Genomic DNA, 24,822 nt, shown 5'->3' on the forward strand with positions numbered 1-24,822 from the left:
GTGAGGGGATTCTATTGGGTGGCAGACGGCCAGTTTACAGGCCGCGTTCCCGTTTGATCAGATCCCATGCCGCGTTAATGCGTGAAATACGGGCAGAAGCCTCCGCAATTTCGGCAGGTGTCGCATTGCGGGCAGACATCACATCCGGGTGATATTGGCGAACCAGCGTTTTCCAATGCGCGCGAATCTTGTCATTGGAGAGAGAGGCCTCTACCCCCATGATCACGTAAGCATCTTCTTCCGCCATGGCAGGGCGTGCGCGGCCCTGCTCCGCACGGTCCCATGCCCCCTTGCTTAACCCGAACAGGGCGTGAACCCGTTGCAGAAAGCGTGTTTCTTCTTTGGTTAAAGGTTCATCAGCGGCAAGGTCAGCGCGGGCAATGGTGAACAGAATCGCCAGCAGGTCTTCCAGCGGCTGTTTGTCATCAGCGTAAGCCTGCCCCAGTTCGCGGGCAAAGGCTTCATAATCATCCGTGCGTTGACGGGCCATATCAAACAGCCGTCCCAACTCACGCATGTTTTCTGGCGGAACCCGAAAGCGTGCCTTGAAGGCGTTAATTTCACGCCGGTTCACGGGGGCGTCGCATTTGGCCAGCTTGGCGCACAGAATCACGCTGCTCAGGCCATAAAGCTGTTCTTTCTTACCCATGGCGGCGGCCAGTTTGGCCGCCATAAAGGTTGCCGCACCGTTGGGGTCCGGATGAGCACGGGCCGCCCAGCGGTCACTCCACCCTCCTGTGGGGGGCTGGAGCAAGGTGCCTTTATCCGCGGCATGCCCCAGAGCTGTGCCCAGAGCTGCTCCCACGGGGCCTCCCATAGCAAACCCGGCAACGCCACCAAAAATTTTACCCCAAATAGCCATTCTGCTCGCTTCAACCATGTCTGCTGTGAGTACCATATGGTACCCGGTTTCAGCCTTGCAAACACCATAGCAAGCAGATGGCCTGCAAGAGAAGGCAATCTAGCGGCAACGCTGCCATGGCGATCTTTACGCAATAAGACGAGGAACAGGGCGAATGCCGCGAAAAAAGGGATCAGGCTTTTCTGGTCTGTATCAGCACAGAACTTTGGACATAGAAGAAAACACGAGAGGCTTTCTTCTGTGCAGGCCATTTATGCTTTGGGGTCCGTCATGGAAATCAGGCGGCTTATGGCGTCCAGATACGCAATGTAGGCTTTGCGCCCTTTCTCTGTCAGGCTGAGCTGGGTGAGGGGGCGTCGTCCTGCAAAGCTTTTATTTTGCAGGATGTAGTCGGCTTCTTCCAGTTTTCTGAGATGCGTGGACAGATTGCCATCTGAAACCTGAAGATGCGCCTTGAGAGTTGTGAAATCTGCCGTGCCTGTTGATGCCAGAAAGGTCATGATACCCAGCCGCACCCGCCCATGAATGGTTTCATCCAGGTCACGAATATCAAAGGAAAACATGGGTTCTTAAGCAGTCGCGTTATGTTTGCGCATCAGAACACCGCCGGGCACCGCCAAAAGAAGCACGAGCAAACCGCCATAAAGCAGGAAAAGATATGGGCTGTTGATGAAAATTGCAGACAGAAGAGCCCCAATGAAAGAGGAAGCGGCAACAATTTGCAGCCACTTCTGGCCGGAAATCAAGGCTGCAACTAACCAGCCTGTGCCGTAAAGCCCCAGAATGAGCGAGGGAAACAGCGCCCAGACCAGCGTTGTCTGGCATCGCCACATGATAAGCAGCCCGGCAAGGAAAACCGTAAGAATGCACCAGCCAATGGATTGCCAGACCTGTGCCATGGCCTGATTCATGAAGGAGGCTGCACCTGTAAAGGATGTTGTCCGTGCAAGAATGAAAATACAAGCGCAGTGAACCGCCATTGCCACACCATAAATCCATATGATGGCATCTGGTCCAAAACCTAAAAGGTGCAGGGAGGCTGCCCAAGCGACAGCGGAAGCAACACCAAAAATCAGGCCTCCTGCAAGAAGGAAAGGGCCAAAGGTAAGGGGCGTATGCTGTCCGGCTTCAGCAAGTGCACGCAGAAAACTGATGTCCTGTTGCAGAGAGTGATTGTCTTGGATCATGGCGCATCTCACAAGGGAGCGGAAGGGAATGGCTGTCAGTAACCATGGACAGAGCATAGGAAATTAACTTTGAAATTAAAAGTAAAATTTTATGCAAAGTTTGAGAGATGAGTCGTTGGTTTAATCGGGGCACTCAGAAAGTGGGCGCCCAACGTAGGAAGATGATAAGGAGGAGGGAATGCAGGGAAGAAATACCGTGCTCGTGGGGATGCCGGACGGTAGTTTCTCACCTAGTCAGAGGTCATTTCAAAAATTATCCGACGAAAATTGATGTTTTTTTATTGCAGAATGTGTTGTCTTTAATATCATCGTAGTGTGGGCGCAAAATGATACTTTAAACTCTAAAGCGTTTTGATAATTCTCACCCCAGACTTTTGAAACTGCAATCTCAGTGTATGGCGGTCTTTGAATAATCCGTTATAGTGGAATGGAAAATTGATAAAAAACCATCAGGGATCGTAATTTTTTTGAATGGTATGAGGAGGAGTGTCATCTTGCCTCTCCATGACTTTTTTGCGTAACCAGTTGAGAGCATGAACCCTTAAGGCAGAAGCCAGAGAGTGCGGAGGAAGGCGTTCTGAATCCACCTGTGCAACCAGAGCCGGAAGAGGCCGTTGGGTTGCCTGTGCCATTTCCTCCAGAACCTGCCAGAACTCCTGTTCCAGTGCCACGCTTGTATCGTGTCCGGAAAGGATAAGGCTACGTTTGCGTAAATGCAAACTCATGGCTGGTGTTCTTTCAGGCGGAGGGTGGCCCATTGGGCGGCGTCCGTAACGACCGGATCAGGGTCTGTCAGCAAATTTTCGGCGTGGGGTAACAGGGAAGGGGTGTGGCTGTTGCCAATAGCAATCAGCACGTTGCGCACAAAGCGGTTACGGCCAATACGTTTGATGGGAGAACCGGAAAACATCTGACGGAACGCCGTATCATCCAGTTGGCTCAAGGTGGTCAGCTCTGGTGCAATCAGGTCTGCCCGGGGATGCAGTTTGATCTGGCGGGAGGTCTGGGCAAAGCGGTTCCAGGGGCAGACGGCCAGACAATCATCACACCCATAAATATGTGTGCCAATGGCAGGGCGCAAAGCATGCGGTATTGGGCCGGAATGCTCAATGGTCAGGTAGGAAATGCAGCGCCGTGCATCCATTTTGTATGGTTCTGGAAAGGCCTGTGTGGGGCAGGCGGTCAGGCAGCGGGTGCAACTCCCGCAGCTTCCGCCCGAAGGTGCGGAGGGCGGAAGCTCTAGGGTAGTATAAATCTCACCCAGGAAAAGCCAGCTTCCATGCGCGCGGGAAACAAGGTTGGTGTGTTTGCCTTGCCACCCTAATCCTGCCTTTTCTGCTAAAGGTTTTTCGGAAACAGGCGCGGTATCGACAAAGACCTTCACCTGGGGCGTTTCCAAGGCTGGATGTGCCTGTGTGGGGACTTCCAGCGCAGTCCGTCCTTCCTTGACCACAAACTGGGCTAGGTGTTTCAGCATGCCTTTTATCAGGTCATGGTAATCGCGGTGGCGGGCATAGACGGAAATGTTGCCGCGATCTGGCTGGCGCAGGGTTGCCAGAGCATCGTCCTCTGGGGCGTAGGACACGCCGAGAGCAATCACACTGCGAGCTTCTGGCCATAAATCCTGCGGATGCGTACGCTGCTCCGTGCGCTTCGCAAGCCAGTCCATTTCCCCTTGATAGCCATTGGCCAGAAAATCGGTCAGCCGGTCGCGTACCTCCGGTCCCAGATGTGCAGGGCAAAAGCCAATGGCATCAAACCCTAGCGTCAGCGCTTTGTCCCGAATACGGGTGGCGAGTTTCTCCATGTGGGCGGAGGGCTGGGAAGAAGAGGTGTGTGGGTCAGGCAAGAGAGGTGCCACTGTATGCCAAACCTGTTTGGGCTTGCACTGAGAAAAAGGGAGGTGCGGATGCTAAGGCAAGATGAGCCGCAGGGAGTGCGGCCCATAAGAGAGAGCATTTCCGTATCCTGTAAACGAAGGGAAAAGTCTCAAGAAACGGATGGGATGACCGGTTGTGGCATTTCATCTTCTGTCCAGTCTTCTGCGGCCCATTCAGCCCGAAGCTGTGTAGCCAGCGTTTCCAGTCGGCCTTCCAGAATGGCTTGGCGTATCTGGCGCATCAGCCGCTGATAATAGGCGATATTATGCCATGTCAGCAGCATGGGGCCCAGAATTTCATTCGCACGGAATAGATGATGCAGATAGGCGCGGCTGTGGCGTGAACAGGCCAGACAGTCACAATGTGGAGAAATGGGCCGTGCATCGCCAGCGTGGCGGGCGTTGCGTAAATTCAGGGTGCCACGTTCTGTATAAGCGCGGGCTGTACGGCCGGCACGGGTGGGCATGACGCAGTCAAACATGTCCACGCCGCGCATCACGCTGCCCAGCAGATCATCAGGCGTGCCAACGCCCATCAGGTAGTGGGGCGCATTTTGCGGCATAAGCGGAACGGTGGTGTCCAGTGTGGCGAACATCAATTCCTGCCCTTCGCCAACGGCAAGGCCGCCAATGGCGTAGCCTTCAAACCCGATGTCGGTCAGGGCTTTCACGCTTTCAGCCCGCAGGTTTGTTTCTGTGCCGCCCTGCACAATGCCAAACTGACCGTAGCCCTCGCGGTGCACAAAAGCCTCGCGGGAGCGTGCTGCCCAGCGCATGGACAGGCGCATGGATTTGGCAATGATTTCTGGCGGCGCAGGCAGGGCCGGGCATTCATCAAAACACATGGTGATGGTGGCATCCAGCGCGTGCTGGATGTCGGTCGAGCTTTCCGGAGTCAGACGATGCGTTGAACCGTCAATATGGGATTTGAAGGTGACGCCATCCTGATCCAGTTTGCGCAACGCCCCCAGAGACATGACCTGAAAGCCGCCAGAATCCGTGAGAATCGGGCCGGACCAGTCCATGAATTTGTGCAGGCCACCCAGTTGCCGCACCCGCTCCGCGCCCGGGCGCAGCATCAGATGGTAGGTGTTGCCCAGCACAATGCCCGCGCCGGTGGATCGCACAGCATCCATGGTCATGGCTTTTACGGTGCCCACAGTGCCCACGGGCATGAAGGTGGGGGTGGCAACGGGGCCGTGAGCAGTGTGCAGGGTACCAGCGCGGGCGTTGCCGTCCGTGCTCTCGCAGGTCCAGTTGAAACGGGTCATGAAAGGGCTCCGGCCGCACCTGTGGGGTGGGCAGTGGTCTGATGAGAAATGCGGTGGGTATCAATGGGGTTGGCGCACCGCAGCAGGCAGGCATCTCCGTAGGAATAGAAGCGGTAGCCAGAGTGTACAGCGTGGGCATAGGCCGCACGCATGCGCTCTGTTCCGGCAAAGGCGCTGACCAGCATGAACAGGGTGGAGCGCGGCAGATGAAAATTGGTCATCAGCATGTCCACCGCCCGGAATTTGTAGCCGGGCCGAATGAAAATGGAGGTTTCAGCGTCAAACGGATGCACACGGCCTGTTTCATCCGCAGCGCTTTCCAGAAGGCGCAGGCTTGTGGTGCCGACAGCAACAATACGGCCACCCGCCTGCCGTACGGCGTTGATACGCTCTGCTGTTTCTTGCGTGATGATCCCGCGTTCAGCATGCATGTGGTGTTTGGAGATATCGTTCTCCCGCACGGGCAGGAAGGTGCCGGCACCCACATGCAAAGTAAGCGTGCAGCGTTCAGCTCCGGTCGCGTCCACTGCTTCCAGCAGGGAGGGCGTAAAGTGCAGTCCCGCCGTGGGGGCGGCCACAGCCCCTTTATGCTCGGCAAAAATGGTGGCGTAGTCTTTGTCGTCCTGCGCCGTCGGGCCATGTGGGCGGTGAATGTAGGGTGGAAGCGCCAAAGCCCCGACATCTTTCAGGAACGCATCAAAGGCGCTGCCTTCTGCTGAGAACCGGAGCACGGCTCCGCCACCCTCTTCCCGCGCCAGAACCTCGGCAGTGTGGGGGCTGCCGGTAAATGTCAGGGTATCGCCCACCCGCAGGCGGCGCGCATTGCGGACCAGCACATGCCATGTGCCATCGGCCAGAATACGGTCCAGCGTGATGCCGATACGGGCTTCCCCACGCAGGGCGTGCAACTGGGCGCGGATAACGGCTGTATCGTTTGCGACCAGCAGATCATCCGCGCGCAGCAGGGAGGGGAGATCAGACACATGCCGGTCATGGAACGGGCCGTCTTGCGGCACATCCAGCAGGCGGGCGCTCTCCCGTGGTCTGGCAGGTTCCTGCGCGATCAGGGTTTCGGGCAGGTGGAAATCAAAATCTTCGGTACGGTCGCTCATGGCCCGATGGGTTTACGCAATAGGCAGCGCCTGCGCCAGAGGGCAGATGGATGGAAAACTGAACCTTGTGAGCACTGATGCGTCTGGCCCACAGGGAAGAGGGCAGAAGGCGGCAGCAGGGTTTTGCAAAAGATGGCATGGGTGGTACGCCTCATCCTGTCTTGAAGTGCGAGCAGGCGAGGTTCAAAGTCCACTCCTGTTTGTATGAGAAAATTTGGAGAAGAGAATGTCTTACGCATTGCTTGATGCAGACCGGGTTGCCAAAGCAGCCAAAACCTCCCTGGGTGTTTTGCAGGCCAGCAACGAATCTTCTGAAGCGCATCAGCGCAAGATCATCATGATTGAACGGATTGAAGCTCTGGCCCGTGCTGCGGCTGAATCTGACGCTGGCAAGGCCGTTACCCTGACTTCTGAAGAATTCTGGCTGATCAGCCGCAACTGGTAACAAAGGAAAAGCACATCATGGCGTTTGTTCTCTCAAGCCCGGCTTTTACTGAGGGCGCAACCCTGCCGCAGGCCCAGGTTTACAACGGCATGGGGCAATCCGGGCAGAATCTTTCCCCCGCGCTGGAGTGGAAAGGCGCGCCGGAGGGCACCAAAAGCTTCGTGATCACAGTGTATGATCCGGATGCTCCAACAGGGTCCGGCTGGTGGCATTGGGTGGTTGCCAATATTCCTGCAAGCGTGACCAGCCTGCCCGAAGGTGCAGGGTCAGGCAAAGGCGGGCTCCCCGCAGGGGCCCTGCAGGTGCGGACTGACTTCGGCGTGCCGGGATATGGTGGGGCAGCTCCTCCGCCCGGACCGGTGCATCATTATGTTTTTACGGTGCATGCGCTGGATGTGCTTCAACTGGACGTAACCGCAGAGTCGAGCCCGGCTCTGGTTGGTTTCATGGTGCATCATCATAGTCTTGGTGCGGCCAGCCTTACGGCTGTTTATGGCGGCAAAGCATCGTAACCCTCCGACTCTAAAGAAGCCGGGAGGTCACAGGATTTTCTGTGAAGTAAAAAAAGGGAGGCGCTCCTACGTGCCTCCCTTTTTGTTTTTCAGGATGAAAGCGAGACAGAAGAGGCAGAAGCTGGAGTGTGGCGGGCCAGTTCCACCACCACATCCACCATGGATACGCTGCCATCATGGCTCAGCAGGGCCTCTTTCCCTCCCACATGATGCGGCATGACCATTAGGGGAGCCCCTTCATCCATGAATTTGATACGCAGATCATTCCAGCGGGGGGCTACAAAACGCCGGAAGGCAGCGGCCAGCGCACACTGGTCCACACACCAGTTGGTGGGGTTTTGGGGGCTATAGGCGGTATTCAGGTAGTCACTGAGAAAATGCGCAATGGGGGGCAGAAGGTCGGGCTCTCCAAAATAGGAAATGCCAGCCCCAAATCCCCATGGTTCGCCCATAACCTGTTTGCCTTCATGGTTATAGGCGTACAGACGGAACCCGTAATCGGATGAGTTCGCCATCTGCCGCCACAAGGCCACGAAGTCTGCCGGGAAATAGCCGTCACAATCTGCCGTGATAAGCGGGCACCGGAAGCGGGCCACAATTTCAGGCAGCATCAGATACCGTATGGCTGTGTAAGTTGCGCCATCTCGATATGTTAGCGTGCCGTGAGCAAAGCTCAGCTTGACCTTTGGGTCATGCGTGGCCAGCCATTCTGAAACCGTTGTCAGGAACGTCAACTGCTCCATGGTGGGTTGTTCCACCCCGATAAAGAGGTGAATGGCACTCCCTGATGGATCGGCGCGACAGGCCCGGACAAGGGAGAGGATCAGCTTGGGAATGAAGCGGAAATATTTGGAATCACACCCAAAGACGAGACCCAGGGCCGGAGGGATGGCGGCGGCGTTTTCTTCCGGGCTGAAATGCCATTTCCAATCAGATACGCCAAGGCGGTCTGGCACGGCGCGGGAGGAGAGTGAATTGCATTCACCCTCACTCAACCAGGAGAAGACTCCACAATTATAATGAATGGGATTAATCTTCGTCTCAATCGCCAAGGCTTTTGCATTTGCATAATGGGTATCGGCTTCTCTGCACAGGCCCGCCAGCCAGCTTGCATGCGCCATGTTCACTTCCTCCCAATAGCTGATGCCATTGAGATGGGCTTCTGCGGCCAGAAGCTTGAGGCGATGCGGAATATTTTGGCCTGTGCAGGTTTCTTCAAACCGTTCGCTGTAGGCCTGGCGTAGGTCGTGGCCATTCTGGCGTGCCAACGGCATGGGAACAAGAAGCTGGTTAAAAAGTCCGTCAAACATGGATAGGCCCATGCGGCGCAATTGTCTGGGTAAATCCAGCAGAGCGTCTTCCCCTCCCTTCAGCCGAGTGAGCAAAGGTTGAATTCGTTCCAGAGTGATATCGGGGAAACGGGTCGTCAGGGCCTCGTGCAGAAGTTGCGCGGCCGTTTCATACTCTTTGGTGCGCAGGGCCAGAATGGCGGCGTAATAGATCAGATCCGGGTTGGTATCCTGCGTGCGTGCGCAGGAGAGGAGGCCCGCTGCCAGATCCCAGAGTTCAAAAAAGCCACACGCGCGCGCTAGATGAAGCAGATACCCGGTATCCCCCGGATTCACACAAACCTTGAGGATATGCTCACGTAATTCTTCAGATACGGCCCATGGGGTGCGCTGACTGGGGCGGATTTCCCCCATCTGTAGCCGCTCTGTCAGTGTTTCCAACAACGCGGAAAGGGTGCGGGAGGGACATTGTGTCAACGTTACCCGTTGATCAGAGTCTTCGCTCCATAGGGTGAGTGTATCCCCCTTCCGTTCGGCCTGAAGGGCTTCAGCAGGCCACTTGTGGTCTCCCAGATGAATATGGTGTTCGTGGCATACGGCCCGTCCAACCCAGCGACCGTTTTCGTGCCAGTCCCTGGTCGTCAGATCTTTCAGAAGGGGAAGAAGCGTGGTGGGGATGGCCAGAAAATGTTCCCAGGCAGCGCAAATGGGTGCGGCGTCAAGTTTGTCGAGCCCGCGGCTGGAGAGGTAATGCGCGTTTGCCTTTAGCGCGATAAGCGGTCTGTTTGGAATTGAGTCGACCGGAACGACTTTTGTAAAGCGTCACACGGCTCTACTGCGCCATCATCATGTAAAACGACAGGGGAGACCGCACGGAACAGAACATCCGTGAAGGAAGCGGGATGCATGTGCAGGCCTGTGTAACCCACCAGCGCGCCATGCCATGAGAGAAGAAAAAACGCCATTTCAAAACTTTATCCTGAAACGGCGTTCCTGAAAGAGGAATTTTATCAGGTCAGACTGTTTTTGTGGGCAGTCAGAAAGAACAGACCTGCCTTTATGCCAGTGCCTCTAACAGCGGTGGCAGATACTGATCCAGTTTTACGCGAAGCGGCATCAGATAAGCCCGCCCTTTTTCCTGCGAGAGGTGCCGTAATACGGTCTGGGCAAAATGGATATTGGCCTCCAGCGTGGGTTCAAAATCCTTTGGGAACACCACATGGTTGGTGGTTTCCCAATAAGAGCGTGAGCGTGGGCCGATAACGGGAGACAAGCCCCAGAACACGGTTTCATCCCGCAGCCATTCGCGGCAGAGGTCAAACAGTTTCAGGTCAAACACGGGTTGGGTGAAGAATCCTTCCGCCCCGGCCTCTTTCTTGCGGGCAACGTCCTCCAGTTCCTGCCATGGCGCACGGCGGTAAGGATCAAATGCCGCATAAATGCGCAGGTGAGGCGCTTCCTTTTTGTAGCGGCGGATAATGCTTTCCGTGCTGTTGGGGTAGGTGCGGTGGGACAGATCTGCCGGCGGATCTCCGTGCACGACCAACACTTCTTCAAGCCCCGGCTGATCTGCGCCGGGCAGAGGGGCATCTGGAGCGATATCAATCGCCCGGATGTGGGGGACAACCCGCGCAAAGTGGGGGCGGATCAAGGCAGCAGCATCCCAACTGCGCAGCGGAAAGCGCATCAGATCCGGCACGTTCAGCGTATCGGCTGCGGGAAACAGAGCCTTTACGCTGGCAACATCTTCCAGCAAGGCTTCCGTGCTGCGGGGGATCAGTTCAACGGAGAGGCGTGAAAGGCTCATTCCGGTTTTCCCGTTACTAGAAGGCGCGCAGCCGTGAGAGTATTTTTCAGTAGGCAGGCAATGGTCATGGGGCCGACGCCACCCGGTACTGGCGTGATACGGCCAGCCACTTTGACGGCTTCGTTAAACACAACATCGCCGACCAACCGGGTTTTGCCGTTTTCCAGCGTGACGCGGGTGATGCCCACATCAATGACCGTGGCCCCCGGTTTGATCCAGTCACCCCGCACCAGTTCACGTACCCCGGTGGCTACCACCAGAATGTCGGCCTGCCGGGCCAATGCAGCGGTATCCCGCGTATGGATATGCGCGATAGAGACCGTGCAGCCTTCGGCCAACAACAGCAGGGCCAGCGGCTTGCCGACCAGATTGGATGCGCCAATCACCACGGCGTGTTGGCCGTGCATGTCTCCCAACTGGTCTTTCAGCAGGAGCAGGCAGCCCAGCGGGGTGCAGGGCACAAGACCGGGGAGCCCGATTGCCAGACGCCCTGCGTTGGTTTCTCCCAGTCCATCCACATCTTTTTCGGGGCGGATGGCATTGGTCACACGCCGCGCGTCCAGCCCTTTGGGCAGCGGAAGCTGAACCAGAATGCCATGAATTTCCGGATCGTTGTTCAGGCGTTCAATCAGCGCCAGAAGTTCGGTTTCAGAGGTTGTTTCCGGCAGCATGTGCATGAAGGAGCGCATGCCTGCATGATGAGTCTGGATCGCCTTGTTGCGCACATAGACTTCGCTGGCCGGATCATTCCCTACCAGAATGACAGCCAGCCCCGGCGTGACGCCGTACTGATCATGGAAAGTACGCACATCATCGCGGATCTGAGCGCGAAGGGAGGCGGCAAAGCCTTTGCCATCAATCAGGGAGGCCTGATGGTCGGAAGAAAGGGGAGAGGATGCGCTCATCGTTCCTGCTGCCAGTCTAATCGGGAAGGGGCGGTCTGAAGTGTTGGAGGCATACGCAAAAAAACACCTTGGGACAATGCCGCAGCCCGGTACAGCCGCAGTTTTCTGCGCGCATGTCAGGGCAGCAGGGATAAACCGGCAGCCGCCACATGTGGCGGGCTCCCTTACTCTGCGGCGTTATCCTGCCGATAGGGGGAAAGCTGGCCCAGCGCCTGGGCTTCTTCCGTCATTGCTGAGCGTTCGTGTTCCAGAAAGTTCGCTACACTGGCCCGAAAGGAAGGGTTTTCAATCCAGTGGGCGGAATGGGTGAGGCTGGGCACATAACCGCGTTGGATCTTGTGTTCCCCCTGTGCGCCGGCTTCTACACGTTTCAGTCCATGTGCGATGGCAAAGTCTATGGCGCGATAATAGCAGAGTTCAAAATGCAGGAACGGCCAGTTACCCGTGCAGCCCCAGTTGCGTCCGTACAGAGTATCTTTGCCCAGCAGGTTCAGGGCGGCGGCTACTGTTTCTTCACCGTTGCGCGCTACCATCAGTACAACCCGTTCCCCCAGCCGTTCTGAAAGCAGAGGAAAGAAAGCAGGGGTGAGGTAGGCGCTGCCCCATTTGCGGTCCACCGTGTTCTGGTAAAATCTGTAGAACGCATCCCACTCGGGTTTGGTAATGTCGTTCCCGCGCAGGGTATGAAAGGTGAGGCCCGCCGCATTGGCGTCTCGCCGCTCGCGCCGCAGGACCTTGCGTTTGCGGGATGAGAGCGCCTCAAGAAAATCCTCAAAGCCCTGATAACCCCGGTTATGCCAGTGATATTGCAGCCCTAGCCGATGCAGCCAGCCACGTTTGGCCATCAGGGCACTTTCCTGCTCCTGACAGAAAGTGACATGGGCGGAAGAAAGGCCGGTATCGCCACATATCTGGCGCAGGGCATCTGCCAGCACGGCTGCAGCTTCTGGGGGAGCATCAGGGTGCACAAGCAGGCGCGGGCCGGGTGCCGGGGTAAAAGGAACGGCAATTTGCAGTTTGGGATAATACTGGCCGCCTGCGGCTTCAAAAGCGCGGGCCCAGCCTTGGTCAAACACGTATTCGCCCCAGGAATGCCCTTTCAGATAAGCGGGGCAGACGGCCGCCAAGGTGCCATCCGGGGCGTGCAGGCTGACATGCCGGGGCATCCAGCCCGTGCGGCGGGAGACAGAACCACTGTCTTCCAGCGCAGAGAGAAAGGCGTGGCTGACAAACGGGTTATCTGACCCCGCGCAGGCATCCCACGCCTCTGCCGTGAGGGAATGGATGCCTTCGTGGAGTGAAACAGACCAGTCCGGCATGGCGCATCCTCTCAATCAGTCGATTTCGAACAACCCTTCCACTTCAACCGGGGCATCCAGCGGCAGGGATGGCACACCCACGGTGGAGCGGGCATGGCGGCCAGCATCACCAAATACATCCACGGCCAGATCAGAGGCACCATTCATGACGGATGCATGAGCCGTAAAATCTGGCGTGCAGGCAATAAATCCGCCCAGACGCACCACGCGTTTCACACGGCTGAGGTCACCCACGGCGGCCTTAACCTGTGCGATCACGTTGATCATGCTGTAGCGGGCAGCTTCAACAGCGGTTTCAACAGATACCGCGCCACCCAGCTTGCCTGTGGCGAACAGCTTGCCGTCAACCATGGGTAACTGGCCGGATAGAACCAGCAGGTTGCCAGTCTGCACGGTCGCTACATAGTTGGCAACAGGAGCAGCGGGTGTGGGCAGGGTGATACCTAGTGCGGCCAGACGTGCTTCAGGGGTGGTGCTCATACAATCATCTCCGTTCAGGGTGCCGCGTGCGCCATCAAAGGCGCATGCGGCGGGAAAAGAGGCTGCCCCGGCAGGCTAAAAGCCGGCCCCGAAAGGGAGGGCCGGCGATAGAAAACCGCTCCGTTTGGCTCCGGCGTATCCCCCGCAACAGAGTGCAGGGCAGCGCCGGGGCTAGAGGACCAGAGTTCCGTTAGCTGACAACCAGCCGCAGGCTGCCTCGTTTGCGGGGGGCAGGGTCGCTCTCATCCGCCGGGAAATCAAGCGGCAACAACGGATCAGGCTCGCCCTGCATGTCCTGATGGGGGCCGTCGGGCAGCTTTTTACCCAGATAGGCTTCAGACAAAGCGCGAAAGGCATAATCCAGCATGGAGGTGGCGTAGGTGGCCACGGGGTCGCCTTCCACCGTGCCGGAGGGGCCGAAGCAGGAATAGGCAAAGCTGTTCACATATTCTTCCAGCGGCGCACCATATTGCAGGCCAATGCTCACGGCTTCCCCAAAGCTTTCCATCAGCCCTTTCACCATGGCGCTCTCCCGCGTGGGGGTGAGGGACAGTTCGCCTAGCGTTCCGTCTTCATACTCTCCAGTGCGCAGGAACAGGCGGTGGCCGCCAATGGCTGTTTTCTGGGTAAAGCCGCCGTGGCGGTGGGGCAGCGCACGGCGCATTCCGCGTTCCAGCTTGCGGCGTAGCGGCTGGGCGGCCGGGTCTGGCCGTGCTGGCATGCGGTCAATAAAGCCGGTCAGCGCCCGATACATGGCCATGTGCGCGGTGGGCCCAGGCAAGGGTAGTACGGTTTCCCCAGCCAGCGCGGCTGCCAGCGCGGTTTCTGTAGTGAAGCCTCGGGCCTCCAACCGGTTGACGGTGCTTTGAGCCAGCCGTCCATCCGGGCGCAGCAGGGAGAAAACGGGAGCAAGGCCGCACGCTTCCACGCCCAGCACACCATCGACTGGCCCGGAGGTGGAGAAGCCGGTTTCAATGGCTTCAAGCGGATTTTCAGTTTCTACCGCAGCTTCATTCCACACGGCCCGGAGTGTTTCGCTCAGGCCCGGCAAAACGGTCCGCACAGGCGGAAGGGGCAGGGACTCGGGGCCACAGCCGGAATGGGCTGTCAGCGTTGCCAGTGTGGCAATGGCGCATGCGGCGGCACGGCCATCTTCACTATCATAGTCCAGCCCTACTCCAGCCAGACACGCATCCAGATTGGTCAGCAGGATGTCCCCGGCACAGCGCGGGGCAGTGCCTGCGCCATCCACATCAGAGCTCTTGACGGCAGGCTGAGTGTTTTCAGACTGGGGTGCAAACAGATCAGGCAGGGGTAGCTCGCCGTTGCGCTGGTTGCCCATGGTGTGGGAGGCATCACGCAGCACGCGGGAGAGCAGACGCAGGGCCGCCACAAAGGTTTCTGCGGCAAACCCTTCCCCCGGAGAGACAAAAGCGGCCAGATTGAGCACAAAGCCCGGTGGTCGATCGAACTCACATGCCCAGACGGCTTCTGTCGGAGCCGCCTGACGCATGAGCAGAAGCCAGATGAGAGACCGCGCAGTGGCGTCATCCTGTGTCAGGGCGTCCACCCAGCGCGAGGCCGCGCGCGGGAGGTCTATTGCGTCCGTGCCGGATATGAGCTGGGCCAGCGCAGAAGCTGCGTCGGTATCCCACTCAGCGGGCAGCGTTACGGAGCGGAAAGGAGCATCCGGGTCTGCTGCGGCCTGTAGTGTGCTCATGAGCACACCGTTCCAATGGCGTCTGGCTCTTGTCATGCCCGCAGTTTACGCCCTGTGCACAGGCCGATGGAACCCGGTCAGACCCCTCTGCAGATTATACAGACCCCGGTATAATGAGGATATGGGGGATAACTTTTTTCCAATCGAGCGCAGTTGATCGAACAGGCGGCCAAAAGGCATGGACCGCGCCTTGCCAGCGGTTTTATCATCCCGTTCATGGCAAATATCGGAACACGGCTGTATACGCGCCGCAAAGGGCGGCTGGTTGGCAAGGACGCCCAAGGGCGCTGCTATTACGAATCGACCGGCCCCGCACGCCGTGGCGGCGGGCTTGACCGGCCTGAACGGTGGGTGATCTACCTGAAAGGGGAAGATCCTTCCGCCGTGCCGCCGGAATGGTGGGGGTGGCTGCACCATACGCTGGATGCGCCCATTCCTGATGAAGAGCGCAAGCCATGGCAGCTTCCGTACCAACCCAACATGACCGGCACGGCGCAGCGCTATAGCCCGCCGGGCAGTGCATACAGCAGCGGGCAGAAACCTCCTGCCACAGGAGATTATGACGCCTGGACGCCGGATGCGTGATCTCGGACGCATTCCCTGCTAAGAGGAAAATCCAGAGCAGGGAGTGCAACAGGATTCATGGCTTCAGTGACATCAGCAACCGCACGGCGGAATTCGGTTGAACTCATAACGGGTGTGGTCGTGCTGATAGCCCTCGCCCTCATGCTTGTCGCCGCTGTAGTGGGGGAAGGCCGGAAAACCGATAGTACGGGTTATCCGCTTCATGCCAGCTTTTCCCACATAGACGGGTTGGGCGTGGGTTCGGATGTGCGGCTGGCAGGTGTTACCGTTGGGCAGGTGGTCCAGGAACGGGTTGATCCCACGACCTACAAGGCCGAAGTCACCTTCACCGTGCGGCCCGATATCAAATTGCCAACGGATAGTGCTGCCATCATCACCAGTGATAGTCTTCTGGGCGGTAAATACATTGCCCTTTCTCCTGGTGGGGATGATCAAACCCTGAAACCGAACGCCATGGTCAATCAGACCCAGGGTTCGATCAGTCTTGAACAACTGCTGAGCAAATTTATTTTCTCTGTAACGGACACACTTACCCGCGCCAACAAGGATGCGGCCAAGGATCAACCCGCTGCCCCGGCTGATGCGGGGAAGGGTGATCTGCCTTGAGGCAGAACGCCTGGTGTGCGCGGCTGTGGAGAAAAATAGCGAGATGAAAACCCCTGAAATCTGGCCGCAGGACGACGGACAACCCGTTTCCTGCGTGGAAAAATTAAAGGTGCTGGAAGAAAACTGGCAGGAAGTGCAGGACGTTCTGCGTGATGCGTTTGAGGATGCGGTTTTAATGGGGGTAAGTGAACAGGTGATGCGTGACCGGCTGGCTGACCTTGTAACGGCTCTCGTCTCCCCCCGCCGGGGGAGTGGCGCATGAAAAGCATACAGATGCGCAAAATCGCCCTTGCCTGTGTCATGGCCTGCAGCGTGAGCGCAGGCGCTGTTTCCGTCGCTCATGCCGTCGGCACGCCGCTTGCCCCTCCGGCTATTTATCCCCCCAACACATGGCAGGGGAAAGCTACCGCCGTTGTGCGTGTGCTGGATCGGCTGGATGCTCATGTGGAAGTGATCTCGGTTCCGGTTGGAACGACTGCACATTACAAGAGTTTAGAGATATCAGCGGGCCGTTGTCTGGAACGGCCGCAAACATTATCTCCGGATGCCGCAGGCTGGCTGGAGTTGCATGACACGCACCCGGATGGGGCAACGTTCAAAGGCTGGATGCTGGCGGCGGAACCTGCTTTGGGTGTGTTTGAAAGTGCTGTGTACGATGTGCGGATGGTGCGGTGTGAAGGGGATAATGTTGCCCCTGCTGCGCCACCACTGCCCACACCGAGCGTACCGGTGCTGACGCAACCTTCTGGTGCCACCCCTCCTTCTACCGGGAGTGATGGCGGGGCAGGCGGGCAGGCTCCCTCTACAGGAGCAGCGCCCGCTGGCCAGAACCAGACACCAGCCATACCTGAATATGGCGGCGAATATTAAGGTTAAGGACGCATTTTCTCCATAGTGTGTCCACAGAATGCATGACCAGCCCTGCCGTGCGGGGTGGTTGTCGTCAGCCGTTGGCTCCGGCATCGTTCAGCAACAGGCTCTGACGACCCTGAAGGCGAGGGACGGAGCCTGAAAAGATAGTAAGACGAGGTGCACGTGGTCCGTACTTTTTCCGGTAATGAGTTCCGCCTTCAGGTTCCCCCCGTGAAGGAGGCGGCTTTTTTATTCGATTTTGACGGAACACTGGTTGATATTGCCCCGACACCTGATTCTGTGGTGGTGCCTCCCGGCCTGCTGGAAACATTGAGTCGTCTGCGGGCAGCGTGTGGAGATGCCCTTGCGGTTATCTCCGGTCGTCCGATTGATCAGATCGACCATTTCCTCGGAGATGTGCCTTTTGCCGTGGCGGGGGAGCATGGGGTCGCGGTTCGGCATCGTCCGGGTGGTCCGATCGAACGGGTTGCTCTGCCTACTGTTCCGCAAAGTTGGTTGGTTGCCGCCCGCAAACTGGTGGAAGCCTGGCCCGGTTCCCGGTTGGAACACAAGCAGGCCGGGTTTGTGCTGCATTATCGCGCTGTTCCTGAAGCAGGCGAGGTTTTTCGGCAGGCTGCCGAGGGCTGGATGAAGGAAGCAGATGGCGCGTTCCATTTGCAGGCCGCCAAAATGGCGTGGGAAATCCGACCCGCAGGCGTGGACAAAGGCTATGCTGTTTCCACCTTGATGGAAGCGGCCCCCTTTGCAGGCCGAAAGCCAGTTTTTGTGGGTGATGACGTAACGGACGAGGATGGCATTGCCGCAGCAAAAAGGCTGGGCGGAGCTGGCCTGCGCATCCCCACGGATTTTCCAACACCTGCGGCGTTTCGGGACTGGCTGGGGATACTGGTTGGAAAGGAGCGCTAAAGGATGGGGCGTCTTGTTGTTGTATCCAACCGCGTTCCTGCCCCGCGTGACCGGCATCAGCCCGCAGGCGGCCTTGCCGTTGCCTTGCGCGATGCACTGAGTGAAGGGCAATGCCTGTGGTTCGGGTGGTCTGGCCAGCAGATTTCCGAGCATGAGCAGGAAGACCGCGATGTCAGCATCGATCATGTGGAAAATGTGACCTACGCCACGATAGATCTGACTCACGCTGAGTTTGACGGATTCTATCAGAAATATTCCAACGCCATCCTATGGCCGCTCTGCCATTACCGTGCAGGCCTGATGGAATATAACCGGAAAGATCGAGAAGTTTATCTGAGCGTGAACGAACTGTTTGCCCAGAAGCTTCTGCCACTTTTAAAACCTGATGATCTGATCTGGATTCATGATTACCACCTGTTTCCGTTAGGGCAGGCATTGCGTGATCTGGGCGTGACATCTCCCATAGGCTTCTTCCTGCATATTCCTTTCCCGCCATGGAGCCTGATGAAGGCCCTGCCGGGCGGGGCAAGGCTTATGCAAAACATGCAGGCCTATGATGTTATCGGCCTACAGACAGAAGATGATGCGCGTAACATGAATGATGGTTTTTCCATCTGCGGTGTGAAGGCGCGGGCGCAGGTCTTCCCCATAGGCATTGATCCGGAAAGCTTTGCCGAGCAGGCCAAGGCTGGAGAAAATGTGGCGGAGGTGGAGCGTCTGCGTGAAAGCCTGGCAGGAAAACCGCTGATTATTGGTGTGGACCGGCTGGATTATTCAAAGGGATTGCCTGAGCGTCTGAAAGGATATGAAACCTTTCTTCAGCGCTACCCTGAACACCGGGGCAAGGTTGTTTACCTGCAAATTGCGCCAGTTTCCCGTGGGGATGTTGAGGAATACCGTCTGCTGAAGCAAGGGCTGGATGAAGCCGTAGGTCGTATTAACGGCAGCTATGGTGATTTTGACTGGACCCCCGTGCGCTATCTGACGCACCCGGTGCCGCGCCATCTGCTGGCAGGTTTTTACCGGCTGGCCAATGTTGCGTTGGTCACACCGCTGCGGGATGGCATGAATCTGGTAGCCAAGGAATACGTAGCGGCACAGGATCCGGAAGACCCCGGAGTGCTGGTTCTTTCACATTTTGCAGGTGCGGCGCCTGAGATGGAAGATGCCCTGCTGGTCAATCCGCATGATGCCGATGAAATAGCAGAGGCCCTGCACAAGGCGCTTATCATGCCACAGGCAGAACGAAAGGCCAGATGGGCCCTTTTGCAGCCTGATATCTGGCGTGTTACGGCAGGAAGCTGGGCGCGAGATTTCATCGGCACGTTGGCAAAGGTAAAGCGCGCGTGAAGGCTGCGTTGGTTCATCGGAAAATGGGATTATTTCTGGCGTTGGCCGGAGGGCTGGCGCTGGGCGTAGCATGGTGGGTGGAACATGTTCTGCAAATCACGCCGTGTGAGTTGTGTCTGGTAGAACGCTGGCCGTGGCGCATTCTCATTCTGATTGGCATTATCGATATTGTTCTGCCGGGTGCGGCGGGTGGTCCAGTGCTGTGGCTGGCTGTGCCTGTTCTTCTGGCATCAGTCGGGCTGGCTGCGTGCCACGCCGGGGTAGAGTGGCAATGGTGGCCTAGCCCGTTTCCGGGGTGCCACGCACCGCATATCAGTGGCCGTACAATGGCGGAACGTCTGGCGTCCATGCCGTTGCGTCCCTCCAAACCCTGCGATGCTCCTACTTATCTTGTGCCGGCCTTGCCGCTTTCCATGAGTGTTATGGGGGGGCTGTACGCAGCCGCTATTCTGGCTGTGTTTTCCGTATGGAAATACAAAGCGGCCCGTACAGCCAGACGGATTTTTTATTAAGGCAGCACCCGACAGGCAGCCTGATAAGTCTGTCGGAGAATGCTGCATTTTTCCCATCTGCTACAGAGGCATCGTGTTCCGGTGCCTCTATCTGCATCAGCTTGCAAAAATCTCTGCTTTCCCAGCCAAAAAAACTCTCAGTAGTGTTCAGAAGCTGGTTTTCAAAACGGGTTATGTCTGGTTTTCGGGAATGTGTGCTTCTTGCAAAATATGCTTAGCAAGACTGGCGGCACGCTTGCTTGCAGTTGCCCCCAATTCAGTAATGGCTTTGTAGGAAAACCAGCGGCATTCCAGCGCATCATCACCTGCGCAGGGTATCTGGCTGGCCGGTGCTGTTTCTGTGCAGCATACGGCAATGATGATGTAATGAAACGTCAGTGTGCCATCGGGGTCATAATGCAGGCTGTCAAAAACATCAGCAACGTGCGTGGCTTTGGCGCAGAGGCCGGTTTCTTCCTGCAACTCCCGTTCCGCAGCCTGAAGCAGGGGTTCACCGGGCTCAATGCGCCCACCGGGAAATCCCCATAGCCCTGCATCCGGCGGATTGGCGCGTCGGATCAACAGGAAGTCGGAACCGCGCCGCACCACGGCAAGAACACCTGCTCGGGGCATAAAAGGGGATGTTTGTGTCATTACGCTTCTATCAACCAAATAACTGAATGGGGCTTCAGGTCCAAGTATAAGGGGAAAGCCCCGCTGATCAAAAAGTCAGAAAATCGGCTTTTATGAAAATAATGACCTGACGATTCATCGGTTTTAGAACTGAACAGCAACCTGGGCACGTACCTGGTTCCCTCAGTAGGTTTTTTCTATGCGTGGTTGTGTTGACGTTGCCTGTTTGTATGCCAGCCTCCCGCATTTCCCATGCAACGGATGTGTGTGAGGGGGGTTAGATTTTGCGTCTCTCTTCCCAGATCCTGCGGATAGTGGGAGGATGACGGTATTGTTTATAGTTGTTGGGAGTTCTCAGGAATGACAGCAGAAATGCTTTCTATCCCAGGTCTGGCCAAACCGGCCTCACGCATCGCCCTTGGAACATGGGCTATTGGCGGGGCCATGTGGGGCGGACCGGATGATGAGAATGCCGCCAGAACCATTGATAAGGCGCTTGATCTTGGCATCAATGTTATTGATACCGCTCCCGTTTACGGCTTTGGTCATTCAGAAGATGTGATTGGCCGGGCGCTGGAAGGCAAACGGGATCGTGTGATTCTGGCCACTAAAGTCGGCCTGAACTGGCAGGACGGCAAGGTGTTCCGTGATAGCCGGCCAGAGCGTATCAAACAGGAAGTGGAAGACTCACTGCGGCGGCTGCGCACGGACCATATTGATCTTTATCAGGTGCATTGGCCCGACCCCAAAACGCCAATTGAAGAGACAGCGCGGGCGCTTGAGCAACTGGTCACGGATGGCAAGGTGCGGGCTCTGGGCGTGAGTAACTTCTCGCCAGCCCAGATGGATGAATTCCGCAAGGTGGCTCCACTTGCCGCGGTGCAGCCGCCTTACAACCTGTTTGAGCGCGAGATTGAAAAGGATGTGCTGCCGTACGCCATTCAGAACAAGCTTGTGGTGCTGGCATATGGTCCTCTTTGCCGGGGGCTGCTGTCTGGCCGTATGACGGCGGATCGGAAATTTGAAGGGGATGATCTGCGCAAGACCGACCCCAAATTCAAAGAGCCGCGCTTTGGCCAGTATCTGAAGGCAGTGGCAGACCTCAAAGCCATTGCAGACAAGCACGGCAAGAGCATGCTGGCGTTGGCGATCCGCTGGGTGCTGGACCGTGGGCCGACCATTGCTTTGTGGGGCGCAAGAAAGCCCGAACAGATCAGTGGTGTGGATGATGCTCTGGACTGGAAGCTGGATGAAGCAGACATGAAAGAGATTGACGCCATCCTGACCCGTGACATTACGGACCCGGTAGGACCGGAGTTCATGGCGCCGCCCGCACGCGCCTGAAGGAGTGGCAGGAAGGGGCAGCGGGCCCCTTCCATACGGGCTTGCTGTAAGACCCGCCGTGGTCGCAGGGCTGGCGTCCGGGGTTTAACGTTGACTCGGCAAGCCGCTTTTCCGCAAGCTGTCAGGAATGAAAGACCCCTCCACCCTTCCTGAAGCGCCAGAACAACCGGGAACGGTCTTCCAGTTCCCGCTTCAGCAGGTTCTGAGCAGCCAGCAGGCGGCTGGCTATCTGGGGGTTTCTGAAAAACGGTTGCGGATTCTGGCGCTGTTTGGCGGTGGCCCGGCCCGCGTCAGGCAGGGCGGTGCTACGCCTCATTATCGCAAGGATGATCTGGACGCATACAGCGCCGCGCTGTTTTCCTATGCCGGACTTTCAGATGATGAACTGGCCCGGTATCGCAGCAACCGCACAGCAAGCGGTTTTTCAGGTATTGATCGCTTTATGGACATGGCCAGTCGGGATGAACTCTCTCAGGCGTGTGCGTTTATTGGCGGTCGTATTGCCATTGTTCTTGGCATGGTGGTGATAGTGCTTTCCCACACCCCCCTTTCACGCATGCTGTTTCATATGCAGTAAGGCGGTTTTTGGCGCGGTGGAGCGGGGCAGCCCTTGCGGGAGGCCGCGCTGTGCCCCATCTTGCTTTCTATGGCCACACAGTCTGCATCCCGTTCCTCTTCCTCCGCAGCGCGGGGCAAGAAACGTCCCTCCCTGAGCGAAAAGGCAGCCGCACTGCCGCCCGTGCTGTTCAAGCCGGAAAAACAGGCGGCTCGGCCCAAGCTCAAGCGGATGGAAGTGGTTTCCGAATATGAACCCGCCGGGGATCAGCCACAGGCCATCAAGGAACTGGTGAAGGGCGTTGAGGCCAATGAGCGGGATCAGGTGCTGCTGGGGGTTACGGGCTCCGGCAAGACCTTCACCATGGCCAAGATGATTGAGGCCACCCAGAAGCCAACCCTCATTCTGGCTCCCAACAAGACATTGGCTGCACAGCTTTATGGGGAAATGAAGCAGTTTTTCCCGAATAATGCGGTCGAATATTTTGTCAGTTACTATGATTATTATCAGCCGGAAGCCTATGTGCCACGGTCTGACACCTATATTGAAAAAGATAGTCAGATCAATGAACAGATAGACCGGATGCGTCACGCCGCCACGCAGGCGCTGCTGGAGCGGAATGACGTGATCATTGTTGCGTCCGTTTCCTGCATTTACGGTATCGGGTCGGTCGAAACTTACTCCCGCATGGTGGTAAAGCTGGAATTGGGTGGCGAGATTGATCGGGACCGATTGGTGCGCGGTCTGGTGGAACTGCAATACCGCCGGAATGATGCCGCGTTTACCCGTGGTACGTTCCGCGTGCGGGGTGAGACCATTGATGTCTTTCCGGTGCAGAATGAAGACCGTGCCTGGCGTATTTCCCTGTTTGGCGATGAAATTGACGGCATTATCGAGTTTGACCCTTTAACAGGGGAAAAAACGGCGGATCTGCAGGAAGTCACCATTTACGCCAACAGTCACTATGTGACACCTCGGCCCACGCTCAATCAGGCTATCAAAGGCATCAAGCAGGAACTGCGCGAACAGCTTGATCGTTTCACGCAGCAGGGAAAACTGCTGGAAGCAGAACGGCTGGATCAACGCACTACCTTTGATCTGGAAATGCTGGAAACCACAGGTGTGTGCAAAGGGATTGAAAACTATTCCCGTTACCTGTCTGGCCGTGAACCGGGTGATCCACCGCCAACCCTGTTTGAATATCTGCCTGAAGATGCTTTGCTGATTGTGGATGAAAGCCATGTGACCGTGCCCCAGATTGGGGGCATGGAGCGCGGGGATAACGCGCGTAAATCCACCTTGGCGGAGTTCGGCTTCCGTCTGCCCTCCTGCCTTGATAACCGGCCTCTCAATTTTGCAGAGTGGGATACCTTTCGTCCGCAGACCGTGTTTGTCAGCGCCACCCCCGGCCCGTGGGAAATGGAACGTACCGGCGGTGTATTTGCCGAGCAGGTTATCCGTCCGACGGGGCTGATTGACCCTGTTACGGATATCCGTCCGGTTGAGCATCAGGTGGATGATCTTCTGGCAGAATGCCGTCTGACTATTGCCAAAGGTGGCCGTGTTCTGGTGACAACGCTTACCAAACGCATGGCGGAAGATCTGACGGATTATCTGAATGAAGCCGGTATCCGTGTGCGCTATTTGCATTCGGATGTCGATACACTTGAACGGATTGAAATTATCCGGGATCTGCGCGTAGGGGCGTTTGATGTTCTGATCGGGATCAACCTTCTGCGTGAGGGGCTGGATATCCCGGAATGTTCGCTTGTGGCCATTCTGGATGCGGATAAGGAAGGCTTCCTGCGGTCTCGCACCTCACTGATCCAGACCATTGGTCGTGCTGCCCGTAACGTGGAAGGCAGGGTGTTGCTGTACGCCGATAAAATGACGGATTCCCTCCGTTACGCGGTGGAAGAAACAGCCCGCAGGCGTGAAAAGCAGATGGCGTGGAACGAAGCGCACGGCATTACCCCGCAAAGCGTGCGCAAGAATATCAGTGATATTGTTTCTTCTGTCTTTGAGCAGGATTACGTCACCATCGCCCCGGATGAAGATACGGGTGTGACGGAATTTGTTGGGCAGGATCTTGATGCCGCTATTGCTGGCCTTGAAAAGCGCATGCGTGAGGCAGCCGCCAATCTGGAATTTGAAACAGCAGCGCGCCTGCGTGATGAAATCAAACGGCTGGAAGCACTGCAACTGGGGATAGAGCCTCCCCCGCAGCCAACATCTACGGCCGGAAAAAAGCCAGCCGGGCGGCGCAAAAAGCAGGATCAGGTTCCGCGTCCCCTCGGGCCAGGCGGGGGAGGGTATGACCCCAAACCCAAAAAAGGCCGCACCCGAAGCCGGGGTTAGCCGAAAGGGGCGGTTTTTTTAAGAAGTGGAAACAGGCCCGCCAATAGGGCAGGTAATCCTGCTTGTCCTGTTGAGAACGATGCGTCACATTTCTTAAAAAACATCTGGCCTATTGAAATTTTTCTGAAACAAACGGTCTGTTAATGCCAGTGATTTCCTGAGCATGATCATTTTTCTCTTTAAAAAGCCGAAGAGACAGGCAGCCTAAGAGAACAACGGATAATGTATTGAGATGATATCAAAATGCTCGTCTTTTAATTGAGAGATCTCTGGTTTCTTTTCCTCAATTTTGAAAATGATATCTGAAAGCCTCCTAACAGCAGTGTCAGGAG

Annotated in this window: 26 protein-coding genes; 12 read left to right on the forward strand and 14 right to left on the reverse strand. The window is 56.9% G+C overall.

Features of this window, described 5'->3' with window-relative positions; all coding sequences use genetic code 11:
- Window positions 1-34: 34 nt before the first annotated feature.
- From AD944_RS13265 to queA, 7 genes are all read right to left on the reverse strand, one after another.
- Complete coding sequence (locus AD944_RS13265) at window positions 35-862, reverse strand: TerB family tellurite resistance protein (RefSeq protein WP_045542579.1); 828 nt, start codon at window positions 860-862, stop codon at window positions 35-37.
- Window positions 863-1,113: 251 nt separating this feature from the next.
- Entirely contained in the window at window positions 1,114-1,425 is a 312-nt protein-coding gene (locus AD944_RS13270; protein WP_045542540.1) for a winged helix-turn-helix domain-containing protein, read from the reverse strand.
- Window positions 1,426-1,431: 6 nt separating this feature from the next.
- On the reverse strand, window positions 1,432-2,049 hold the full coding sequence (locus AD944_RS13275; RefSeq protein ID WP_145912842.1) for a hypothetical protein: 618 nt from the start codon (window positions 2,047-2,049) through the stop codon (window positions 1,432-1,434).
- Between the two features lie 449 nt (window positions 2,050-2,498).
- Window positions 2,499-2,774 (reverse strand): ribbon-helix-helix domain-containing protein, encoded by a 276-nt coding sequence (locus AD944_RS13280; RefSeq protein WP_045542542.1) that lies wholly within the window; start codon window positions 2,772-2,774, stop codon window positions 2,499-2,501.
- Complete coding sequence (queG, locus tag AD944_RS13285; protein ID WP_045542543.1) at window positions 2,771-3,856, reverse strand: tRNA epoxyqueuosine(34) reductase QueG; 1,086 nt, start codon at window positions 3,854-3,856, stop codon at window positions 2,771-2,773. The genes AD944_RS13280 and queG overlap by 4 nt, the downstream gene beginning before the upstream one ends.
- A 182-nt stretch (window positions 3,857-4,038) precedes the next feature.
- Window positions 4,039-5,199 (reverse strand): tRNA guanosine(34) transglycosylase Tgt, encoded by a 1,161-nt coding sequence (gene tgt / locus AD944_RS13290; RefSeq protein ID WP_045542544.1) that lies wholly within the window; start codon window positions 5,197-5,199, stop codon window positions 4,039-4,041.
- Window positions 5,196-6,311, reverse strand: a complete 1,116-nt coding sequence (gene queA / locus AD944_RS13295; RefSeq protein WP_045542545.1) for a tRNA preQ1(34) S-adenosylmethionine ribosyltransferase-isomerase QueA — start codon at window positions 6,309-6,311, stop codon at window positions 5,196-5,198. Before queA ends, tgt begins: the two co-directional genes overlap by 4 nt.
- 226 nt (window positions 6,312-6,537) lie before the next feature.
- Here queA and AD944_RS13300 point away from each other — a divergent pair, with 226 nt between their 5' ends.
- Together AD944_RS13300 and AD944_RS13305 are read left to right on the forward strand one after the other, a co-directional pair.
- Window positions 6,538-6,756 (forward strand): hypothetical protein, encoded by a 219-nt coding sequence (locus AD944_RS13300; RefSeq protein WP_035382449.1) that lies wholly within the window; start codon window positions 6,538-6,540, stop codon window positions 6,754-6,756.
- A gap of 17 nt (window positions 6,757-6,773) precedes the next feature.
- Window positions 6,774-7,268: a kinase inhibitor gene (locus AD944_RS13305; RefSeq protein WP_035382448.1), complete on the forward strand. Its 495-nt coding sequence runs from the start codon at window positions 6,774-6,776 to the stop codon at window positions 7,266-7,268.
- An 89-nt stretch (window positions 7,269-7,357) separates the two neighbouring features.
- Here the strand turns inward: AD944_RS13305 and AD944_RS13310 are convergent, their stop codons facing one another.
- The 6 genes from AD944_RS13310 to AD944_RS13340 all read right to left on the reverse strand — a co-directional run bounded on the left by AD944_RS13310 (window position 7,358) and on the right by AD944_RS13340 (window position 14,824).
- Window positions 7,358-9,034 (reverse strand): tetratricopeptide repeat protein, encoded by a 1,677-nt coding sequence (locus AD944_RS13310; protein WP_236709231.1) that lies wholly within the window; start codon window positions 9,032-9,034, stop codon window positions 7,358-7,360.
- 580 nt (window positions 9,035-9,614) lie between these two features.
- Window positions 9,615-10,364, reverse strand: coding sequence for a methylenetetrahydrofolate reductase (locus AD944_RS13320; protein WP_045542546.1), 750 nt, complete (start codon window positions 10,362-10,364; stop codon window positions 9,615-9,617).
- A complete protein-coding gene (locus tag AD944_RS13325) occupies window positions 10,361-11,269 on the reverse strand; it encodes a bifunctional methylenetetrahydrofolate dehydrogenase/methenyltetrahydrofolate cyclohydrolase (protein WP_006557117.1) in 909 nt (302 codons plus the stop codon). The genes AD944_RS13320 and AD944_RS13325 overlap by 4 nt, the downstream gene beginning before the upstream one ends.
- A 164-nt stretch (window positions 11,270-11,433) precedes the next feature.
- Complete coding sequence (locus tag AD944_RS13330; RefSeq protein ID WP_045542547.1) at window positions 11,434-12,588, reverse strand: GNAT family N-acetyltransferase; 1,155 nt, start codon at window positions 12,586-12,588, stop codon at window positions 11,434-11,436.
- 15 nt (window positions 12,589-12,603) lie between these two features.
- Window positions 12,604-13,068, reverse strand: a complete 465-nt coding sequence (locus AD944_RS13335; protein ID WP_006557119.1) for a RidA family protein — start codon at window positions 13,066-13,068, stop codon at window positions 12,604-12,606.
- Between the two features lie 190 nt (window positions 13,069-13,258).
- Window positions 13,259-14,824, reverse strand: coding sequence for a TSCPD domain-containing protein (locus tag AD944_RS13340; protein WP_045542548.1), 1,566 nt, complete (start codon window positions 14,822-14,824; stop codon window positions 13,259-13,261).
- Between the two features lie 180 nt (window positions 14,825-15,004).
- Here AD944_RS13340 and AD944_RS13345 point away from each other — a divergent pair, with 180 nt between their 5' ends.
- The 7 genes from AD944_RS13345 (at window position 15,005) to AD944_RS13375 (ending at window position 19,620) form a co-directional block, all read left to right on the forward strand.
- A complete protein-coding gene (locus tag AD944_RS13345) occupies window positions 15,005-15,373 on the forward strand; it encodes an NADH:ubiquinone oxidoreductase subunit NDUFA12 (protein WP_035382501.1) in 369 nt (122 codons plus the stop codon).
- Between the two features lie 57 nt (window positions 15,374-15,430).
- Window positions 15,431-15,979, forward strand: a complete 549-nt coding sequence (gene mlaD, locus AD944_RS13350; protein WP_006557122.1) for an outer membrane lipid asymmetry maintenance protein MlaD — start codon at window positions 15,431-15,433, stop codon at window positions 15,977-15,979.
- Window positions 15,980-16,022: 43 nt separating this feature from the next.
- Window positions 16,023-16,241 (forward strand): hypothetical protein, encoded by a 219-nt coding sequence (locus AD944_RS13355; protein WP_045542580.1) that lies wholly within the window; start codon window positions 16,023-16,025, stop codon window positions 16,239-16,241.
- Window positions 16,238-16,849, forward strand: coding sequence for a DUF2155 domain-containing protein (locus AD944_RS13360; RefSeq protein ID WP_236709232.1), 612 nt, complete (start codon window positions 16,238-16,240; stop codon window positions 16,847-16,849). The genes AD944_RS13355 and AD944_RS13360 overlap by 4 nt, the downstream gene beginning before the upstream one ends.
- 165 nt (window positions 16,850-17,014) lie before the next feature.
- The gene (otsB, locus tag AD944_RS13365) at window positions 17,015-17,758 is read left to right on the forward strand and encodes a trehalose-phosphatase (protein WP_045542582.1); all 744 of its coding nucleotides are present in this window, start codon (window positions 17,015-17,017) and stop codon (window positions 17,756-17,758) included.
- Between the two features lie 3 nt (window positions 17,759-17,761).
- Window positions 17,762-19,108, forward strand: coding sequence for an alpha,alpha-trehalose-phosphate synthase (UDP-forming) (locus AD944_RS13370; protein WP_045542549.1), 1,347 nt, complete (start codon window positions 17,762-17,764; stop codon window positions 19,106-19,108).
- On the forward strand, window positions 19,105-19,620 hold the full coding sequence (locus tag AD944_RS13375) for a disulfide bond formation protein B (RefSeq protein WP_373317185.1): 516 nt from the start codon (window positions 19,105-19,107) through the stop codon (window positions 19,618-19,620). The genes AD944_RS13370 and AD944_RS13375 overlap by 4 nt, the downstream gene beginning before the upstream one ends.
- A 171-nt stretch (window positions 19,621-19,791) precedes the next feature.
- Here the strand turns inward: AD944_RS13375 and AD944_RS13380 are convergent, their stop codons facing one another.
- Window positions 19,792-20,253, reverse strand: a complete 462-nt coding sequence (locus AD944_RS13380; RefSeq protein WP_045542551.1) for an NUDIX hydrolase — start codon at window positions 20,251-20,253, stop codon at window positions 19,792-19,794.
- A 339-nt stretch (window positions 20,254-20,592) separates the two neighbouring features.
- Here AD944_RS13380 and AD944_RS13385 point away from each other — a divergent pair, with 339 nt between their 5' ends.
- From AD944_RS13385 to uvrB, 3 genes are all read left to right on the forward strand, one after another.
- A complete protein-coding gene (locus tag AD944_RS13385) occupies window positions 20,593-21,576 on the forward strand; it encodes an aldo/keto reductase (RefSeq protein WP_045542552.1) in 984 nt (327 codons plus the stop codon).
- A gap of 127 nt (window positions 21,577-21,703) precedes the next feature.
- Window positions 21,704-22,153 (forward strand): hypothetical protein, encoded by a 450-nt coding sequence (locus tag AD944_RS13390; protein ID WP_006557130.1) that lies wholly within the window; start codon window positions 21,704-21,706, stop codon window positions 22,151-22,153.
- Window positions 22,154-22,222: 69 nt separating this feature from the next.
- A complete protein-coding gene (gene uvrB, locus AD944_RS13395) occupies window positions 22,223-24,490 on the forward strand; it encodes an excinuclease ABC subunit UvrB (protein ID WP_006557131.1) in 2,268 nt (755 codons plus the stop codon).
- Window positions 24,491-24,822: the final 332 nt, after the last annotated feature.

It is taken from the genome of Acetobacter tropicalis (assembly GCF_001580915.1).
In the GTDB taxonomy this organism is placed as follows: domain Bacteria; phylum Pseudomonadota; class Alphaproteobacteria; order Acetobacterales; family Acetobacteraceae; genus Acetobacter; species Acetobacter tropicalis.

Coding starts and splice junctions, on each gene's coding strand:
- AD944_RS13265 (WP_045542579.1), bottom strand. CDS start 862: ATGGCTATTTGGGGTAAAATTTTTGGTGGCGTTGCCGGGTTTGCTATG.
- AD944_RS13270 (WP_045542540.1), bottom strand. CDS start 1,425: ATGTTTTCCTTTGATATTCGTGACCTGGATGAAACCATTCATGGGCGG.
- AD944_RS13275 (WP_145912842.1), bottom strand. CDS start 2,049: ATGATCCAAGACAATCACTCTCTGCAACAGGACATCAGTTTTCTGCGT.
- AD944_RS13280 (WP_045542542.1), bottom strand. CDS start 2,774: ATGAGTTTGCATTTACGCAAACGTAGCCTTATCCTTTCCGGACACGAT.
- queG (WP_045542543.1), bottom strand. CDS start 3,856: ATGGAGAAACTCGCCACCCGTATTCGGGACAAAGCGCTGACGCTAGGG.
- tgt (WP_045542544.1), bottom strand. CDS start 5,199: ATGACCCGTTTCAACTGGACCTGCGAGAGCACGGACGGCAACGCCCGC.
- queA (WP_045542545.1), bottom strand. CDS start 6,311: ATGAGCGACCGTACCGAAGATTTTGATTTCCACCTGCCCGAAACCCTG.
- AD944_RS13300 (WP_035382449.1), top strand. CDS start 6,538: ATGTCTTACGCATTGCTTGATGCAGACCGGGTTGCCAAAGCAGCCAAA.
- AD944_RS13305 (WP_035382448.1), top strand. CDS start 6,774: ATGGCGTTTGTTCTCTCAAGCCCGGCTTTTACTGAGGGCGCAACCCTG.
- AD944_RS13320 (WP_045542546.1), bottom strand. CDS start 10,364: ATGAGCCTTTCACGCCTCTCCGTTGAACTGATCCCCCGCAGCACGGAA.
- AD944_RS13325 (WP_006557117.1), bottom strand. CDS start 11,269: ATGAGCGCATCCTCTCCCCTTTCTTCCGACCATCAGGCCTCCCTGATT.
- AD944_RS13330 (WP_045542547.1), bottom strand. CDS start 12,588: ATGCCGGACTGGTCTGTTTCACTCCACGAAGGCATCCATTCCCTCACG.
- AD944_RS13335 (WP_006557119.1), bottom strand. CDS start 13,068: ATGAGCACCACCCCTGAAGCACGTCTGGCCGCACTAGGTATCACCCTG.
- AD944_RS13340 (WP_045542548.1), bottom strand. CDS start 14,824: ATGACAAGAGCCAGACGCCATTGGAACGGTGTGCTCATGAGCACACTA.
- AD944_RS13345 (WP_035382501.1), top strand. CDS start 15,005: ATGGCAAATATCGGAACACGGCTGTATACGCGCCGCAAAGGGCGGCTG.
- mlaD (WP_006557122.1), top strand. CDS start 15,431: ATGGCTTCAGTGACATCAGCAACCGCACGGCGGAATTCGGTTGAACTC.
- AD944_RS13355 (WP_045542580.1), top strand. CDS start 16,023: ATGAAAACCCCTGAAATCTGGCCGCAGGACGACGGACAACCCGTTTCC.
- AD944_RS13360 (WP_236709232.1), top strand. CDS start 16,238: ATGAAAAGCATACAGATGCGCAAAATCGCCCTTGCCTGTGTCATGGCC.
- AD944_RS13370 (WP_045542549.1), top strand. CDS start 17,762: ATGGGGCGTCTTGTTGTTGTATCCAACCGCGTTCCTGCCCCGCGTGAC.
- AD944_RS13380 (WP_045542551.1), bottom strand. CDS start 20,253: ATGACACAAACATCCCCTTTTATGCCCCGAGCAGGTGTTCTTGCCGTG.
- AD944_RS13385 (WP_045542552.1), top strand. CDS start 20,593: ATGACAGCAGAAATGCTTTCTATCCCAGGTCTGGCCAAACCGGCCTCA.
- AD944_RS13390 (WP_006557130.1), top strand. CDS start 21,704: ATGAAAGACCCCTCCACCCTTCCTGAAGCGCCAGAACAACCGGGAACG.
- uvrB (WP_006557131.1), top strand. CDS start 22,223: ATGGCCACACAGTCTGCATCCCGTTCCTCTTCCTCCGCAGCGCGGGGC.